15 protein-coding genes are annotated in these 15,537 nt (G+C 67.4%); 14 read left to right on the top strand and 1 reads right to left on the bottom strand.

Translation table 11 applies throughout. The annotated features are described in order from the left end of the window. The first annotated feature begins 1 nt into the window (after window position 1). The 14 genes from BLQ70_RS23370 to BLQ70_RS23305 all read left to right on the top strand — a co-directional run bounded on the left by BLQ70_RS23370 (window position 2) and on the right by BLQ70_RS23305 (window position 15,127). Window positions 2–958, top strand: coding sequence for a LysR family transcriptional regulator (locus tag BLQ70_RS23370; RefSeq protein ID WP_091862091.1), 957 nt, complete (start codon window positions 2–4; stop codon window positions 956–958). Next, complete coding sequence (locus BLQ70_RS23365; protein WP_091862088.1) at window positions 955–2,409, top strand: flavin-containing monooxygenase; 1,455 nt, start codon at window positions 955–957, stop codon at window positions 2,407–2,409. The genes BLQ70_RS23370 and BLQ70_RS23365 overlap by 4 nt, the downstream gene beginning before the upstream one ends. Beyond that, complete coding sequence (locus tag BLQ70_RS23360) at window positions 2,409–3,383, top strand: ABC transporter permease (RefSeq protein WP_091862254.1); 975 nt, start codon at window positions 2,409–2,411, stop codon at window positions 3,381–3,383. The genes BLQ70_RS23365 and BLQ70_RS23360 overlap by 1 nt, the downstream gene beginning before the upstream one ends. Next, window positions 3,380–4,282, top strand: coding sequence for an ABC transporter permease (locus BLQ70_RS23355; protein WP_082617301.1), 903 nt, complete (start codon window positions 3,380–3,382; stop codon window positions 4,280–4,282). The genes BLQ70_RS23360 and BLQ70_RS23355 overlap by 4 nt, the downstream gene beginning before the upstream one ends. Beyond that, window positions 4,279–5,268: an ABC transporter ATP-binding protein gene (locus BLQ70_RS23350; RefSeq protein WP_091862085.1), complete on the top strand. Its 990-nt coding sequence runs from the start codon at window positions 4,279–4,281 to the stop codon at window positions 5,266–5,268. The genes BLQ70_RS23355 and BLQ70_RS23350 overlap by 4 nt, the downstream gene beginning before the upstream one ends. After that, window positions 5,265–6,287, top strand: a complete 1,023-nt coding sequence (locus BLQ70_RS23345; RefSeq protein ID WP_091862082.1) for an ABC transporter ATP-binding protein — start codon at window positions 5,265–5,267, stop codon at window positions 6,285–6,287. The genes BLQ70_RS23350 and BLQ70_RS23345 overlap by 4 nt, the downstream gene beginning before the upstream one ends. After that, window positions 6,284–7,855 carry an ABC transporter substrate-binding protein gene (locus tag BLQ70_RS23340; RefSeq protein WP_091862079.1) on the top strand — a complete coding sequence of 524 codons (1,572 nt, stop codon included), beginning with the start codon at window positions 6,284–6,286 and terminating at the stop codon, window positions 7,853–7,855. Before BLQ70_RS23345 ends, BLQ70_RS23340 begins: the two co-directional genes overlap by 4 nt. 22 nt (window positions 7,856–7,877) lie before the next feature. After that, window positions 7,878–9,164 carry an acyl-CoA thioester hydrolase/BAAT C-terminal domain-containing protein gene (locus tag BLQ70_RS23335; protein ID WP_091862076.1) on the top strand — a complete coding sequence of 429 codons (1,287 nt, stop codon included), beginning with the start codon at window positions 7,878–7,880 and terminating at the stop codon, window positions 9,162–9,164. Between the two features lie 155 nt (window positions 9,165–9,319). Continuing rightward, entirely contained in the window at window positions 9,320–10,357 is a 1,038-nt protein-coding gene (locus BLQ70_RS23330) for an ABC transporter ATP-binding protein (protein WP_091862073.1), read from the top strand. Between the two features lie 53 nt (window positions 10,358–10,410). Further along, entirely contained in the window at window positions 10,411–11,700 is a 1,290-nt protein-coding gene (locus BLQ70_RS23325) for an ABC transporter substrate-binding protein (protein ID WP_091862068.1), read from the top strand. A gap of 10 nt (window positions 11,701–11,710) precedes the next feature. Continuing rightward, entirely contained in the window at window positions 11,711–12,589 is an 879-nt protein-coding gene (locus BLQ70_RS23320; protein ID WP_091862065.1) for a carbohydrate ABC transporter permease, read from the top strand. Next, window positions 12,586–13,449, top strand: a complete 864-nt coding sequence (locus BLQ70_RS23315) for a carbohydrate ABC transporter permease (protein WP_091862062.1) — start codon at window positions 12,586–12,588, stop codon at window positions 13,447–13,449. The genes BLQ70_RS23320 and BLQ70_RS23315 overlap by 4 nt, the downstream gene beginning before the upstream one ends. A 14-nt stretch (window positions 13,450–13,463) precedes the next feature. After that, a complete protein-coding gene (locus tag BLQ70_RS23310) occupies window positions 13,464–14,306 on the top strand; it encodes an endonuclease/exonuclease/phosphatase family protein (RefSeq protein ID WP_091862059.1) in 843 nt (280 codons plus the stop codon). Further along, complete coding sequence (locus BLQ70_RS23305) at window positions 14,303–15,127, top strand: inositol monophosphatase family protein (protein ID WP_091862056.1); 825 nt, start codon at window positions 14,303–14,305, stop codon at window positions 15,125–15,127. The genes BLQ70_RS23310 and BLQ70_RS23305 overlap by 4 nt, the downstream gene beginning before the upstream one ends. 17 nt (window positions 15,128–15,144) lie before the next feature. Here the strand turns inward: BLQ70_RS23305 and BLQ70_RS23300 are convergent. Then, window positions 15,145–15,537: DNA translocase FtsK (locus tag BLQ70_RS23300; protein WP_280140840.1), on the bottom strand; the 393-nt coding region annotated here is incomplete at its 5' end.

Genomic DNA, 15,537 nt, shown 5'->3' with positions numbered 1-15,537 from the left:
GATGAGCCGTCTCAAGATCCTCGAGGCCTATCTGCAGGTCGCCTCGCTCGGCAGCGTCACGGCTGCCGCGAAGCATCTGGGTGTGTCCCAGCCTTCAGTCAGCCGCATGATCCAGGAGCTGGAGCGCGATCTCGGCCAGCCGCTGTTCGAGCGCGTCGGCCAGCGGCTCGTGCTGACGCAGAAGGGCATGGTGCTGCGCGACGATGTCGAGCGGGCGCTGGCCGGCTTCGTCAATCTGTGGGAGCGCGCCCGCGAGGTGATCGGCGAGGCCGAGCCGCCGATCCGGATATCCGCTGTGTCCTCGCTTGCCTTCGGCTTGCTCACCGATGCCTGGAACGGGGCGGATGCGCCAAGGCTCGCGATCGAGGTCGAGAATCCCGATCGCGTGCAGAACGCGGTGATCTCCGGCAACGCGCAGCTCGGCGCCACCAGCGCGCCGCTGCTGCATCGCGACCTCTCGCTGGAATGGCTGGGCACAGCGCCTTGCGTGCTCGCCGTGCCCGAGACCGACCCGCTCGCCCAGATCGAAGGACCGATCGATCTTCATGCCCTCGCCGGGCGCGACCTCGTCGGCATGTCGCTGCGCCGCGGCTTTCCGGCGCGCATCCGCGCGGCGCTCCACGCGGCCGGCGTTGATGTCCGGGTGAGAATCCGCACGACCTCGACCATGAACGTGCTGTCCTTCATCCGGGCCGGTGCCGGCATCGCCATCGTCGAGCCGCTGACGCTGACCGGCAATCCGACGCCCGGCATCCGTGTCCTGCCGCTGGCGACTTCGATCCCCTATTGCTTCGGCGTCGTCACCGCGCGCGGCGTCACCCTCTCCGACAAGGCCCGCGACCTGATCGCCGCGCTCAAAGCGAGCGCGCAGAAGCGGATTGCCGATTTCGCCCTGATCCCCCCCGAAGAGCATCAGGCGCTGCTCGCCTCGCTGACCAAACAGGAGACGCGGCTGTGACGACAAACCAGGCCGCCGCACCTGAAGGGCTGGAAGCGCTGAACCGCTGCGTCGCCCGCGAGCTCGAACTGCTGACCCTGCCGGCCGCCCCTTGGGTGCCGGAACGCAGCGTCGATGGCGAGCCTGTGCTCGATGTCGCGATCATCGGCGCCGGCATGGCCGGGCTCGCCGCGGCTGCAGCGTTCCAGAATATCGGCCTGCGTGCCGTCAATTTCGACCGCCGGCCGCAGGGCTTCGAAGGCCCTTGGGCGACCACGGCGCGGATGGAGACGCTGCGCTCGCCGAAAACCCTGACGGGGCCGGCGCTCGGCATCCCCTCGCTGACCTTCCGCGCCTGGTACGAGGCGCAGTTCGGTGCCGCTGACTGGGAGGCGCTCGACAAGATCCCGCGGCTGATGTGGATGGACTATCTGCGCTGGTTCCGCGAGGTTCTCGCTCTCGATGTCCGCAACGGCCATGAGATCGCGATGATCCATCCCGGCCCCGAGCATGCGACGCTGGAGATCGACGCCGCTGGCACCCGCCGGCGCGTGCTCGCCCGCCATGTCGTGCTCGCGACCGGCCGCGACGGGCTCGGCGGCCCGACCGTGCCGGAGATCGCCGAGAGCCTGCCGCGCGAGCGCTGGGCGCATTCCTCGGATGAGAACGACTATGCGCAGCTCCGCGGCAAGCGCGTCGCGGTGATCGGGGCCGGCGCGTCGGCGATGGACAGCGCCGGCACGGCGCTCGAAGCCGGCGCGGCCAGCGTCGACCTGCTGATCCGCCGCCGCGACATCCCCCGCATCAACCGCGGCAAGGGCATGGGCCATCCCGGCTCGATCGCCGGCTATCGCCATCTGCCCGATGCCTGGAAATGGCGGATCAACAGCTATATCGCCCGCGAGCAGGTGCCGCCGCCGCGCGCCAGCGTGCTGCGCGTCTCGCGCCATCCGAACGCCTTCTTCCGGCAGGGCACGGCATTGATCTCCGCCCGGATGGAGGGCGAAGAGATCGTCGTCGAGACCAGCGCCGGCACGATGCGCTTCGACTTCATGATCTTCTCGACAGGCTTCAAGGTCGACTGGGGCAGCCGGCCCTTCCTCAGGGAGATCGCGGCCAACGCCCGCAACTGGGTCGATCGCGGCATGCCGGATGATGCCGAGCCAAGTCTCGGCGCCATGCCCGATCTCGGCCCGGCCTTCGAGTTCCAGCCGAAAGTACCCGGCACCTGCCCCGGACTCGAGCGCATCCACTGCTTCTGCTACCCGGCGATGATGTCTCACGGCACGGTCTCCGGCGACATCCCAGCGATCAGCGACGGTGCCGAGCGATTGTCGCAGGCGATCGCGTCGAGCCTGTTCCGCGAGGATATCGAGGTGCATTTCCAGCGCGGCCAGGCGTATTCGGAGCCGGAGATCTTCGGCGACGAATGGGTACCGATCCTGCCCGAACCGGCGAAGGTATCGGCCTGATGCTCGGGTGGCTGCTCCAGCGCGTCGCGCAGGCGCTTCTCGTGATCTTCGCGATGTCGCTCGTGGTCTTCCTCGGGCTGCACGCCGTCGGCAACCCCGCCGACCTCCTGCTGGCGCCGGACGCCACGCAGATCGACCGGGCCGAACTCGTGGCGCGGCTCGGCCTCGACCGGCCGCTCTGGCAGCAGTACCTCAACTTTGCGAGCAGCGCCCTGCAGGGCGATCTCGGCCGCAGCTTCGTCTACAACGTGCCGGCGGTGACGCTGATCCTGCAGCGCCTGCCGGCGACGCTGGAGCTTGCCTTCGCCGCGATGGTCTTCGCGGTCATCATCGGCGTGCCGCTCGGGCTCTATGCCGGGCTCTATCCCGAGCGCGTGCTGTCGAAACTGATCCAGACCGGCAGCATCCTCGGCTTCTCGCTGCCGACCTTCTGGGTCGGGCTCCTGCTGATCATGACCTTCAGCGTCTCGCTCGGCTGGCTGCCGGCGAGCGGGCGCGGCGAGACCGTGCGCGTCTTCGGCGTCGAATGGTCGTTCCTGACGCTCAACGGCTTGCGCCACCTGTTGCTGCCGGCAATCAACCTGTCGCTGTTCAAGGTCTCGCTGGTGATCCGCCTGACGCGGGCCGGCGTGCGCGAGGTGCTGCCGCTCGACTATGTCCGCTTCGCACGGGCCAAGGGCCTGCGCCGCGGCCGGATCGTGATGATGCATATCCTGCGCAACATCATGATCCCGCTGGTGACGGTGCTCGGGCTGGAGCTCGGCTCGACCATCGCTTTTGCGGTGGTGACCGAGAGCATCTTCGCCTGGCCGGGCTCGGGCAAGCTCATCCTCGACAGCATCAACGCGCTCGATCGGCCGGTGGTGATGGCCTATCTGCTGGTCGTGGTGACGCTCTTCGTCATCATCAACCTCGTCGTCGACATCCTCTACCGCTTCCTCGATCCGCGCGTCCGCGAGGAGGCCTCGGCATGACCACGGTTCCAGCCGCCGCTTCCGCCCGTCGCCCGTCGAGCAGCGCGCTCCGCCGCTTCCTGCGCGCGCCCTCCGCCTGGATCGGGCTCGGCCTGATGACGCTGCTCGTCATCGGTGCGGTGTTCGCGCCGCAGATCGCGCCGCAAAACCCGTTCGACCTCGCGGCCATCGACGTGCTCGACGCCCGGATGACGCCAGGCTCCGTCTCGTCGACCGGCGACATCACCTATCTGCTCGGCACCGACGGCCAGGGCCGCGACCTGTTCTCGGCGATCCTCTACGGGCTCCGGACGAGCCTGACCGTCGGCGTCGGCTCGGCCGTGCTCGCCGGCATCATCGGCATCCTGCTCGGATTGATCGCGGCCTGGAGCGGCGGCTTCATCGATGCGCTGATCATGCGGCTCGTCGACCTCCTGATGTCGCTGCCCTCGATCCTGATCGCGCTCCTGATGCTGGCGCTGCTCGGCAAGGGCATCGGCAATGTCGTGCTGACCCTGGTGCTGCTGGAATGGGCCTATTATGCCCGCACCGCCCGCGCCCAGGCGCTGGTCGAGCGCAAGCGCGATTATTTCGAGGCCGCCCGCGGCCTCGGCCTGCCGACCTCGCGCATCCTCTTGCGCCATGTCCTGCCGAATTGTCTGCCGCCACTGCTCGTCATCGGAGCGCTTCAGGTCGCGCGCGCCATCACGCTGGAGGCGACGCTGTCCTTCCTCGGGCTCGGCGCGCCGGTGACGCAGCCCTCGCTCGGCCTGCTGATCGCCAACGGCTTCCAGTTCATGCTGTCGGGCGAATACTGGATCAGCTTCTTCCCCGGCCTGACGCTGCTGACGGCCATCGTCGCGATCAACCTCGTCGGCGACCGCCTGCGCGAAGTGCTCGATCCGAGGGCGCTGAAATGACCGCGCCGCTGCTCGAACTCCGCAACCTGCGCACCCGCTTCCGCACCGATCGCGGCGATCTCGACGCCGTGCGCGACGTCTCCTTCACCCTGCGGGCCGGCGAGACGCTCGGCCTCGTCGGCGAGAGCGGCTCGGGCAAGTCGGTCACCGGCTTCTCGATCATGGGGCTGATCGACCCGCCCGGCCAGGTCGTCGGCGGCGAGATCCTGTTCCGCGGCCAGGACCTGACCAGGCTCGACGAGGAGGCTATGCGTTGCCTGCGCGGCAACCGCATCGCCATGGTCTTCCAGGACCCGATGATGACGCTGAACCCGGTGCTCCGGATCAGCACGCAGATGATCGAGACGATCCGGGCGCATGAGGTGATCGACGACGCTTCGGCGCGCATCCGTGCCCGCGACCTGCTCGGCACCATGGGCATCCCGAGCCCGGAGGCACGGCTCGACGCCTATCCGCACCAGCTCTCCGGCGGCATGCGGCAGCGCGTCGCCATCGCCATCGCGCTGATCAACAAGCCCGACCTGATCATCGCGGACGAACCGACCACCGCGCTCGACGTCTCGATCCAGGCGCAGATCCTGGCCGAGGTGCAGCAGCTCACCCGCGAAAGCGGCACCGCCCTGCTCTGGATCACGCATGACCTCTCGGTGATCGCCGGCATCGCCGACGAGATCGCGGTGATGTATGCTGGGCGCATCGTCGAGCAGGGCAGCGTTGATGCCGTGCTCGACCATCCCAGCCATCCCTATACGGCCGGGCTGATCGGCAGCCTGCCGGGGGCGAGCGCGCCGGGCTCGATGCTGGTGCAGATTCCCGGCACGACGCCGGACATGGTCGACCCGCCCCAGGGCTGCGCCTTCGGTCCGCGCTGCTCGCGCCGCGACGACGCCTGCGAGCGTCAGCCAGCCTTCACCGAAGGCGCGCATCGCCTGCGCTGCTTCCATCCCCTGTCCGGCCCCGCTTCATCGGCCGAGGTGGCGGCATGACGACGAAACCCGCCTCCGTTCCGGCGCTGGAGACGCACGATCTGAGCCGCCGCTTCGGCCGTGCGGACGGGCTCGCGGTCAAGCTGCATCTCGCCAGGCGGCAGCCCGTTATCCACGCGCTCGACGGCATCGACCTGACAATTCCGACCGGCGAATTCGTCGGGCTCGTCGGCGAATCCGGCTCAGGCAAGTCGACGCTTGGGCGCATTGCCGCAGGCCTCCTGCCGCCGAGCAGCGGCACGGTCGAGGTCTTCGGGCGCTCGCCGCAGGGCGACCGCTCGGTCCATCGCGACGTGCAACTGATCTTCCAGGATCCGCAGGCGAGCCTCAACCCGCGCATGCGCGTCGCGGAAGCGATCGGCGAGGCGCCGCTGGTCCATGGCATCGCCTCGCGGTCCGAGATCGACGAGTATGTCTGCGCGCAGATGCGCCGGGCCGGGCTCGACCCGGCCTATCGCCAACGCTTCCCGCACCAGTTCTCCGGTGGCCAGCGCCAGCGCATCTCGATTGCGCGGGCTCTCGCCTTGCAACCGCGTTTCCTGGTCTGCGACGAATCCGTCGCCTCGCTCGACGTCTCGATCCAGGCGCAGATTCTCAACCTGTTCATGGAGCTGCGCCGCGATCTCGACCTGACCTATCTGTTCATCAGCCACGATCTGCGCGTGGTCCAGCACATCGCCGACCGCGTCGTGATCATGTATCTCGGCCGCATCGTCGAGGATGCGCCGGCCGCCCGGTTCTTCGCCCATCCGAACCACCCCTATACGCAGGGCCTGCTGGCGGAGATCCCCGATCTCAAGCAGCGGCGGCGCGTCTATGCGCCGGTGAAGGGCGAGATCCCGAGTCCGGCCGCCCCGCCGCCCGGCTGCCATTTCCACCCGCGCTGCCCGTCCGCCTTCGACCGCTGCCGCGTCGAAAGACCCGCCCTGCGCGAGATCGTGCCGGGCCACCGTTCTGCCTGCCACCTCAACGACGTCGCAGCGGCCCCGGCCCGCGCGCAAACAGGAGAGATCGCATGACGACCAGACTGAGCACCTTCGCCCTTTCGGCGGCACTGATCGTCGCCGCAGGCGCCGCCAACGCGGAAGACCTGCGCATCGCCTTCGGCGACCCGGTCTCGGCGATCGACCCGCAGCTCAACAACCATGCCGGCGATCATTCGGTCTCGCAGCATTTCTGGTCGCGCCTCGTCGCGCAGAAGACCGAGGGCGGCGTGGTCCCCGACCTCGCGGCCTCCTGGAAGAACCTCGCGCCCAATACCTGGGAGTTCAAGCTGCGCGAGAACGCGGTCTGGACCGACGGCAAGCCGGTCACGGCCGAGGACGTCGCCTTCTCCTATGAGCGCGCCCAGGCCGTGCCGGGCAGCGTGGCGAGCTACAAGGGCTTCCTGCGCAATGTCGCCAAGGTCGAGATCAAGGACCCGCACACGCTGGTGATCACCAGCCGCGCGCCCGATCCGCTGCTGCCGATCAACATCTCCAGCATCTATGTCGTCAGCAAGCATGTCGGCCAGACCGCGACGACGGACGACTACAACAGCGGCAAGGCGATGGTGACCGACGGCCCCTATGCCTTCGTCAGCTACACGCCGGGCGACCGCATCGAGATGAAGCGCAATGACAGCTTCTGGGGGCCCAAGCCCGAGTGGGAGAAGGTCAACTACCGCTATATCGCCAACCCGGCGGCGCGCACGGCCGCCCTGCTCTCGGGCGATGTCGACGTCATCGACAAGGTCTCGTTCTCCGACATCGAGAAGCTCGAGAAGAACCCCAAGGTCAAGGTCTGGTCCTATCCGGGCCTGCGCGCCCTGATCATGCAGCCGAGCTTCAACCCGAACCCGTCGAAATTCATCAGCGACAAGGCCGGCAAGCCGCTCGACAAGAACCCGCTGCTCGATGTCCGTGTCCGCAAGGCGCTCACCATCGCGATCAACCGCGAGGCGATCGCGGATCGCGTCGCCCGCGGTGGCGTGACCGTGGCATCGCAGTGGATGCCGGCCGGGAGCTTCGGCTACGATCCGGACCGCGCCAAGATCGACCTTGACCCCAACAAGGCCAAGGCCCTGCTCACCGAGGCCGGCTATCCCGATGGCTTCAAGCTGACCATGCATGTGCCGGGCGAGCGCTATCCGCTGGCGCCCGAGACCGCGCAGGCGATCGCGCAGTTCTGGACCCGCATCGGCGTCGAGACGCAGGTCGAGGTCGTGCCCTTCTCGGTCTATTCCGGCGCAGCCAACAAGAACGAATATGCGATGAGCATGATCGGCTGGGGCAACGGCACCGGCGAAGGCACCTATGCGATGACCGCGATCCTCGCGACCGCCAACGCCTCGAAGGGCCTCGGTGCCTCGAACTGGGGTCGTTACAGCAATCCGAAGCTGGACGAGGCCCTCGCCAAGGCCAGCGCGGAATTCGACGACGCCAAGCGCGAGGCGATCATCAAGGACGCGGTCAAGGTCGTGATGGACGATGTCGGGATCATGCCGCTCTACCATTACAAGAACATCTGGGCGAGCCGGCCGGACCTGAAGGTCGTGCCCTGGCACAGCGACCGCACCGTCGCGATGCAGGTCAGCAAGGCCAAGTAGGGCCAGATTTAAGGACGCCGCCATGGCTGCCGCCTTCTCGATCAGCCCGACCGTCGACCTGATCGATGTACCCCGCCGGATTGCCCTGACAGGGCTGCCGGCGGGCGCAGAGGTGACCATTGCCGCGGAAACCCCGCGCGACGGTCATCTCTGGCGGGCTCAGGCGGTGTTCAAGGTCGGGGCCGACGGCAGCATCGACCTCGAACGTGATGCGCCCCTGCGCGGCGACTACGCGGGCGTCGCGGCGATGGGGCTGGTCTGGGCGCAGACCGGCCAAGGCGAGCTGTTCCCGGCCGACCTGTCCCGCCCGCTCGAAACCACGCTCACCGCCCATGTCGGCGGTGAGCCCATCGCTTCCGGATGCTTCAGCCAGACACTGATGGCGGACGGCGTGACGCGGCATCCCCTCGCCGAGGATGGGCTCGTCGGAACGCTGTTCCTGCCGGCCGGCGAAGGTCCGTACCCGGCGATCATGATTCTGAACGGCTCGGGCGGCGGTATCAACGAGCCGCGCGCAGCGCTCTGGGCCTCGCGCGGTGTGGCTGCGCTGGCGCTCGGCTATTTCGGCGCGCCCGGCCTGCCGAAATACATCTCGAACACGCCGCTTGAATATTTCGCCCGTGGCCTCGACTGGCTGCGTGCCCGCGTTCGCCCGAAGAACGATTTCGTCGCCGTCGCCGGGCAATCGCGCGGCGGCGAACTGGCGCTCCTGCTCGGTGCAACCTTCCCCGACAAGGTCTCAGGCGTGCTGGGCTATGTGCCGAGCGCCTTCGTTCATGGCGGGCAGGCCGCCGCCGATCCGGCTCCAGGCCTCGGTCGTGATGGTCCCTGCTGGACGCTCGACGGCAAGCCGCTCGTCCATCAATGGCAGGACAACGCCAGCGCGAGCTGGAAGCCCTATGACGAGGCGACCGAAATGCGTCGCAATGCCGATGCGATGCGGACCGCGCTCAGTGATCCCGCCGCAATGGCCCGCGCCCGCATCCCGGTGGAGCGGATCGCCGGGCCGGTGCTACTGCTGTCCGGCGGTGATGACGGGGCGTGGCCTTCCGATCTCTATTCGCTGATCGTGCAGTCGAGCCTGCTCGCGGCGGGGCATTCGCATGAGGTTCTCTGGAAAAACTGGCCCGCGGCCGGCCATTCCATCCTGTTTCCTCATGTGCCCGCGACGCGCATCGCCCATCGTCACCCGGTCAGCGGCATCGCGACCACGATGGGCGGCACGCCGGCGGCAAATGCCGCGGCTAATGCCGGTGCCTGGGAGGCAGCGCTTGCCTTCCTCAGGCGCCATGGCGGGCAAGCCGGCTGACAGTCCCCGCACGGCACGAGCGAACCTGTGCACCACCCCATCGGCGGGCCACGACCTCTTGTGCGGGGAAGCATTTTCACGTCATCTCCGCTGACGCCATGCCGGCGCAGCGCTGCTGTGCCGGCTCAACATGACCTCGGCCCACCGGATCACGAATGGTTTCTGTAGCGCTGAAGACGGTTTCGAAGAGCTGGGGTGGTGCTGCCGCCGTCGATGCCATCAGCTTCACCGTCGAGGGCGGCAATCTCGTCGCATTGCTCGGCCCGTCCGGCTGCGGAAAGTCGACCACGCTCAGGCTGATCGCCGGGCTCGAGGAGACCAGCAGCGGCACGATCGCGATCGGCGGGCGCGACGTCACCCATGCCTCGCCCTCGCAGCGCGGCATCGCCATGGTCTTCCAGAACTACGCGCTGTTCCCGCATCTGAGCGTCGCGGAGAACATCATGTTCGGCCTCAAGGTCCGCAAGGTCGGGCGTGCCGAGCGCGACGAACGCCTCGCCCGCGCCGCCTCGATCCTCGGCCTTTCCGCCCTGCTCGAGCGCAAGCCCTCGCAGCTCTCCGGCGGCCAGCAGCAGCGCGTCGCGCTCGGCCGCGCCATCGTCGCCGAGGCGCCGGTCTGCCTGATGGACGAGCCACTTTCGAACCTCGACGCCCAGTTGCGCGTCGAGATGCGCCGCGAGATCCGCGAATTGCAGCAGCGGCTCGGCATGACCATGGTCTATGTCACCCACGATCAGGTCGAGGCGATGACCATGGCCGACCAGGTCGTGCTGATGCGCAACGGCCGGATCGAGCAGGATGCTCCGCCGGACGTGCTCTACGAGAACCCGGCGACGATCTTCGCGGCCCGCTTCGTCGGCACGCCGCCGATGAACGTGCTGCCGCTCGCGACCGTGCAGGCGCGCGGCGGCGCGATCACCGCCCTCGATGACCTCGACCCCGAGAGCCTCGCGGTCGGCATCCGCCCCGAGATGGTCGAGATCACCGAGCGCGGCATTGCCGCCGATGTCGTCGCGGTCGAGTATCTCGGCTCGGATACGCTGCTCGAAACCCGCATCGACGGGCATTCCTTCATCGTCAAGCGGCCCGGCAAAGTGCGGGCCACAGCCGGCGAACCGGTCTACATCACGTTGTCACAATCGGCGCTGCACTGGTTCGACCAGGCGTCGGAACGGAAGGTGGTTCGCAACTGAACCGGCCGGAGCGTCGGACGTGCGGACCATCCCAACAAGGGAGAGAGGACATCATGGACAGGCGTGAATTTCTTGGCGGCACCGCTGCCCTTGCGGGCGCGACCGCTCTTCCCGGCATCGCCCGGGCGCAGAGCACCGAGCTCTCGTTCTTCTATCCGGTCGCCGTCGGCGGGCCGATCACCAAGCTGATCGACAACTACGCCGCCGGCTTCGAGAAGGACAATCCGTCGATCAAGCTGAAGCCGATCTATGCCGGCACCTATCAGGAGACCATCGTCAAGGCGCTGACCGCACACAAGAGCGGCACGCCGCCGGTGCTCTCGGTCCTGCTGTCGACCGACATGTTCACACTGATCGACGAAGAGGCGATCGTGCCCTTCGACGACTTCATCAAGACCGACGAGGACAAGAAGTGGCTCGCCGGCTTCTATCCGGGCTTCATGGAAAACAGCCAGACCGGCGGCAAGACCTGGGGCATCCCGTTCCAGCGCTCCACCGTGGTGCTCTACTGGAACAAGGAGCTGTTCAAGGAAGCCGGGCTCGACCCCGAGAAGCCGCCGAAGACCTGGGCCGAGCAGGTCGAGTTCGCGCAGAAGCTGACCAAGCGCGACGCCTCCGGCAACACCACGCAATGGGGCATCCAGATCCCCTCCTCCGGCTTCCCCTACTGGCTGTTCCAGGGCCTGACCACGCAGGCCGGCGCGATCCTCGCCAACAGTGCGGGCGACAAGACCGATTACGCCAATCCGGGCGTGGTCGAGGCGCTGCAATACTGGGTCGACCTCGCGCAGAAGCACAAGGTTCACCCGCCCGGCATCGTCGAATGGGGCACCACGCCGCGCGACTTCTTCGAGAAGAAGGTCGCGATGATGTGGACCACCACCGGCAACCTGACCAATGTCCGCGCCAACGCCAAGTTCCCCTTCGGCGTCGGGGTACTGCCTGCCGGAAAGAAGCCGGGCAGCCCGACCGGCGGCGGCAATTTCTACCTCTCCAAGAAGGCGACGAAGGCCGAGCAGGAAGCCGCCTTCAAGTTCGTGCGCTGGATCACCACGCCCGAGCGCGCCGCGCAGTGGAGCATCGATACCGGCTATGTCGGCGTGACGCCGGCCGCCTACGAGACCGAGGCGATGAAGAAATACGTCGCCGACTTCCCGCCGGCGATCGTCGCGCGCGACCAGCTGTCGAGCGCGGTGGCCGAACTCTCGACCCATGAGAACCAGCGCGTCACCAAGGCGCTGAACGACGGGTTGCAGGCGGCTCTGACCGGCACCAAGGCGCCGCAGAAGGCGATGGAGGACGCGCAGGCCGAGGCCGAGCGCATCCTCAAGGCCTATCGCTGATCCCGCCCAGATGACGAACCGCGCGACCGCGACGATCCATGGCTGGCTGCTCCTGCTGCCGGCCATGGCTTGCCTGGCCCTGTTCACACATTGGCCCGCGGTCGCGAGCTTCATCGAGAGCTTCCATTCGACACCGAAGGCGCGCCGCCCGGCGCGTTTCATCGGGCTCGAGAACTACCAGCAGATGCTCGCCGACCCGATCTTCTGGAAGGCGATGAGCAACAATCTCTGGTTCGCGCTCGGCACGATCCCGACATCGATCGCGCTGGCGCTCTTGATGGCGGTCTGGGTCAACGACAGGATCGCGGGGCGCACGCTCGTGCGCATGGCCTTCTTCACGCCGACGATCCTGCCGATGATCGCGGTCGCCAATATCTGGCTGTTCTTCTACACGCCGCAATACGGGCTGCTGGAGCAGATCACCGGCCTGTTCGGCGCGCGTTCGACCAACTGGCTGGGCTCGCAGGACACCGCGCTCTACGCGATCACCATCGTCGCGATCTGGAAGGAAGCCGGCTTCTTCATGATCTTCTATCTCGCGGCGCTGCAGGCGATTCCGCCCAGCCTCGGCGAGGCGGCGGCGATCGAGGGCGCCTCGCGCTGGACCTTCTTCCGGCGCATCCAGTTCCCGCTCTTGATGCCGACGACGCTGTTCGTGCTGATCAATGCCGTGATCAACGCCTTCCGCATGGTCGACCATGTCTTCGTGATGACGCGCGGCGGCCCGGATAACGCGACGACACTGCTGCTGTTCTACATCTATCAGGTCGGCTTCGGCTTCTGGGACACGGCCTATGCGGCGACGCTGACCTGCGTGCTGCTGGCGCTGCTCGCGCTCGTCGCCTTCGTCCAGTACGGCTGGCTCGAACGCAGGACGCACTACCAATGAGCGCTGCGACGCAACCCGCCCCGGCCGCGACGCGGACTGACCCCTATGCGCCCAAGGGCCTCGCGCTCACGCTGGAATCGACCGGGGCGATCCTGCTCGCCCTGCTCTGGGTGCTGCCGCTCGCCTATGCCGTCTGGGCGGCGTTCCACCCGGCCGAATACACCACCCGCTTCGTGCTGACCGCGCCGCTGACGCTGGACAATTTCACCCGCGCCTGGGCAGCCGCGCCCTTCGCCCGCTATTTCCTCAACACCTTCATCCTGGTCACCCTGATCCTCGTTTTCCAGATCGTGCTGGGCACGCTCGCCGCCTATGCGCTGGCACGGCAGGATTTCTGGGGCCGCGACATCGCCTTCGTGCTGATCCTGGCGCAGCTGATGATCATGCCGGACGCGCTGATCGTCGAGAACTACCGCACGCTCGCCAAGCTCAACCTGATCGACACGATTCCGGCGATCGCCCTGCCCTATATCGCCTCGGCCTTCGGCATCTTCCTGCTGCGCCAGACCTTCAAGACCGTGCCGAAGGAACTCGACGACGCCGCGCGCGTCGAGGGCGCGAGCCCGCTGCAGGTGCTGATGCGGGTCTATGTCCCGCTGGCGAAGCCGACCTACATCGCCTACGGCCTCGTTTCGGTCAGCTATCACTGGAACAACTTCCTCTGGCCGCTGCTCGTCACAAACTCCGTGGAATCGCGGCCGCTGACCGTCGGCCTGCAGGTCTTCTCCTCGGCCGACCAGGGCATCGACTGGGCTGTGATCTGCGCGGCGACATTGATGACCTCGGCGCCGCTGCTCGTCGGCTTCCTGCTGTTCCAGCGCCAGTTCGTGCAGAGCTTCATGCGCGCGGGTATCAAGTAACGACCGATACGCCGATGAAACTGATCACCTGGAACATCCAATGGGCCCGCGGCGTCGACCACAAGGTCGACCCGCATCGCATCATCGACCACGCCCGGCAGATGGCGGATTTCGACGTGCTCTGCCTGCAGGAGGTCGCGGCCAATTTCCCCGATCTCGACGGCAATGACCGCACCGACCAGTTCGCCCTGTTCAGCGAGTTGCTGCCGGGCTTCACCCCGATCGAGGCGATCGGCGTCGATATCCCGGACGGCGCAGGCGGCCGCAAGCGCTTCGGCAATCTCGTCCTGTCGCGGCTACCCGTGGCGCAGGCGCTGCGCCATGTCCTGCCCTGGGAAGCGGCAGCGACGCGCAACATGCCACGCGTGCTGGTCGAGGCGATGGTCGAGACGCCCTTCGGCCCGATCCGGGTGATGACGACCCATCTGGAATACTCTTCGCCCATATTGCGGGCCGCCCAGGTCGAAGGCATCCGGCAGATCCACCGCATGGCCGCCGCGCGGCAGGTAACGCCGCGTGCAGCCGGCCCACACACCTATGCGCCGACCCCAAATGCCGCGAGCGCGATCCTGACTGGCGACTTCAACATGCGCCCGGACGATGCCGGGCTGACGCAGTTGCTCGCTCCGTTCGAGGGCGATGTGCCGCCGCTGATCGATCTCTGGCCGGTGCTGAAGGGCTCGGAACCGCATCCGCCCTCCGCCTTCATCTGCGACCAGACCTACGGCCCGCCGGGCTGTCTCGACTTCGTGCTGGCGACGCCGGACCTCGCCCAGCGGGCGCGTTCGATCACCTACGACATCGAGACGCGAGCCTCGGATCACCAGCCGATCCTGGTCGAGTTCGACCTCGGATGATCTTCACCCGGCAGGATCACGAGCAGCTCGACGCGATCCTGCGCGAGGCGGCGCGGCGCGAGGTAATGCCGCGTTTCCGCCGGTTGGCGGATGGCGATATCCGCGCCAAGCAGAACCCGGTCGACCTCGTCACGGAAGCCGACGAAGCGGCCGAGCGCTTCATCTGCGCCGAGCTGGCCAAGGCCTTTCCCGGCGCCGCGCTGATCTGCGAGGAAGGGGTCACGAAAGATCCCTCGCTGCTCGAAAAGCTGGCACAAGCCGATCTCGCCTTCGTCATCGACCCGATCGACGGCACGCTGAACTACGCCAGCGATTTGTCTCTCTTCGCGGTGATGGCAGCCGTCATCATCAAGGGCGAGATCGCCGCCGCCGTGATCCATGACCCCGCCGCCGAGGACAGCGCCATGGCACTGCGCGGCGGCGGCGCATGGCTCAGCCGCGCGGATGGCGCGAGCCGCGACCTGCGTGTCGCAGCGCCCGTCGCGATACGGCATATGAACGGGATGGCGAGCTGGCAATATTTCCCCGAGCCGCTGCGCAGCACGCTTCCCGGCCGCTTCCCCGCCTTCCTCGAAGTCGGCTCGCTGCGCTGCTGCGGGCAGGAATATCGTTTGGCTGCGGCGGGGCGCCTGCAATTCCTGCTCTATGGCGTCCTCAATCCCTGGGACCATGCGCCGGGCGTGCTGCTCTACAGCGAAGCCGGCGGCCATGCGCGCCTGCTCGACGGCCGGCTCTATACACCGACCGAGCGCTCGGCCGGGCTGCTCTGCGCGCCTGATGAGGCGAGCTGGCAGGAAATTCGATCGACCCTATTGGACTGAGCGGCAGCCGCCGCCGCTCAGTCGTCGTCTTCGTCGCGCGGGCGAGCGCTTTCCCCGAGGATTTCGCGTTTTCCGGCGTGGTTAGCGGGTCCGACGATGCCCTCGTTCTCCATGCGCTCCATGATGGAGGCGGCGCGGTTGTAGCCGATCTGGAGGCGGCGCTGGATGTAGGAGGTCGAGGCCTTCTTGTCCCGCAGCACGACCGCGACCGCCTGCTCGTAGGGGTCGTCGCTCTCGACTGAACCCATGCCGGTCTTGTCGAAGACGGCGCCGTCCTCGTCCTCAGCGCCCTCGTCCTCCTCGGAGGTGACGGCATCGAGATATTGCGGCCGGCCTTGGGTCTTGAGATGGGCCACGACCTTCTCGACCTCGCTGTCCGAGACGAAGGGGCCGTGGACGCGGGTGATGCG

The sequence above is a fragment of the Allobosea robiniae genome (assembly GCF_900102525.1).
Lineage (GTDB): Bacteria > Pseudomonadota > Alphaproteobacteria > Rhizobiales > Beijerinckiaceae > Allobosea > Allobosea robiniae.
This window is presented reverse-complemented; position numbering and strand designations above follow the sequence as displayed.

Coding starts and splice junctions, on each gene's coding strand:
- BLQ70_RS23370 (WP_091862091.1), top strand. CDS start 2: ATGAGCCGTCTCAAGATCCTCGAGGCCTATCTGCAGGTCGCCTCGCTC.
- BLQ70_RS23360 (WP_091862254.1), top strand. CDS start 2,409: ATGCTCGGGTGGCTGCTCCAGCGCGTCGCGCAGGCGCTTCTCGTGATC.
- BLQ70_RS23355 (WP_082617301.1), top strand. CDS start 3,380: ATGACCACGGTTCCAGCCGCCGCTTCCGCCCGTCGCCCGTCGAGCAGC.
- BLQ70_RS23350 (WP_091862085.1), top strand. CDS start 4,279: ATGACCGCGCCGCTGCTCGAACTCCGCAACCTGCGCACCCGCTTCCGC.
- BLQ70_RS23345 (WP_091862082.1), top strand. CDS start 5,265: ATGACGACGAAACCCGCCTCCGTTCCGGCGCTGGAGACGCACGATCTG.
- BLQ70_RS23340 (WP_091862079.1), top strand. CDS start 6,284: ATGACGACCAGACTGAGCACCTTCGCCCTTTCGGCGGCACTGATCGTC.
- BLQ70_RS23335 (WP_091862076.1), top strand. CDS start 7,878: ATGGCTGCCGCCTTCTCGATCAGCCCGACCGTCGACCTGATCGATGTA.
- BLQ70_RS23330 (WP_091862073.1), top strand. CDS start 9,320: ATGGTTTCTGTAGCGCTGAAGACGGTTTCGAAGAGCTGGGGTGGTGCT.
- BLQ70_RS23325 (WP_091862068.1), top strand. CDS start 10,411: ATGGACAGGCGTGAATTTCTTGGCGGCACCGCTGCCCTTGCGGGCGCG.
- BLQ70_RS23320 (WP_091862065.1), top strand. CDS start 11,711: ATGACGAACCGCGCGACCGCGACGATCCATGGCTGGCTGCTCCTGCTG.
- BLQ70_RS23315 (WP_091862062.1), top strand. CDS start 12,586: ATGAGCGCTGCGACGCAACCCGCCCCGGCCGCGACGCGGACTGACCCC.
- BLQ70_RS23310 (WP_091862059.1), top strand. CDS start 13,464: ATGAAACTGATCACCTGGAACATCCAATGGGCCCGCGGCGTCGACCAC.
- BLQ70_RS23305 (WP_091862056.1), top strand. CDS start 14,303: ATGATCTTCACCCGGCAGGATCACGAGCAGCTCGACGCGATCCTGCGC.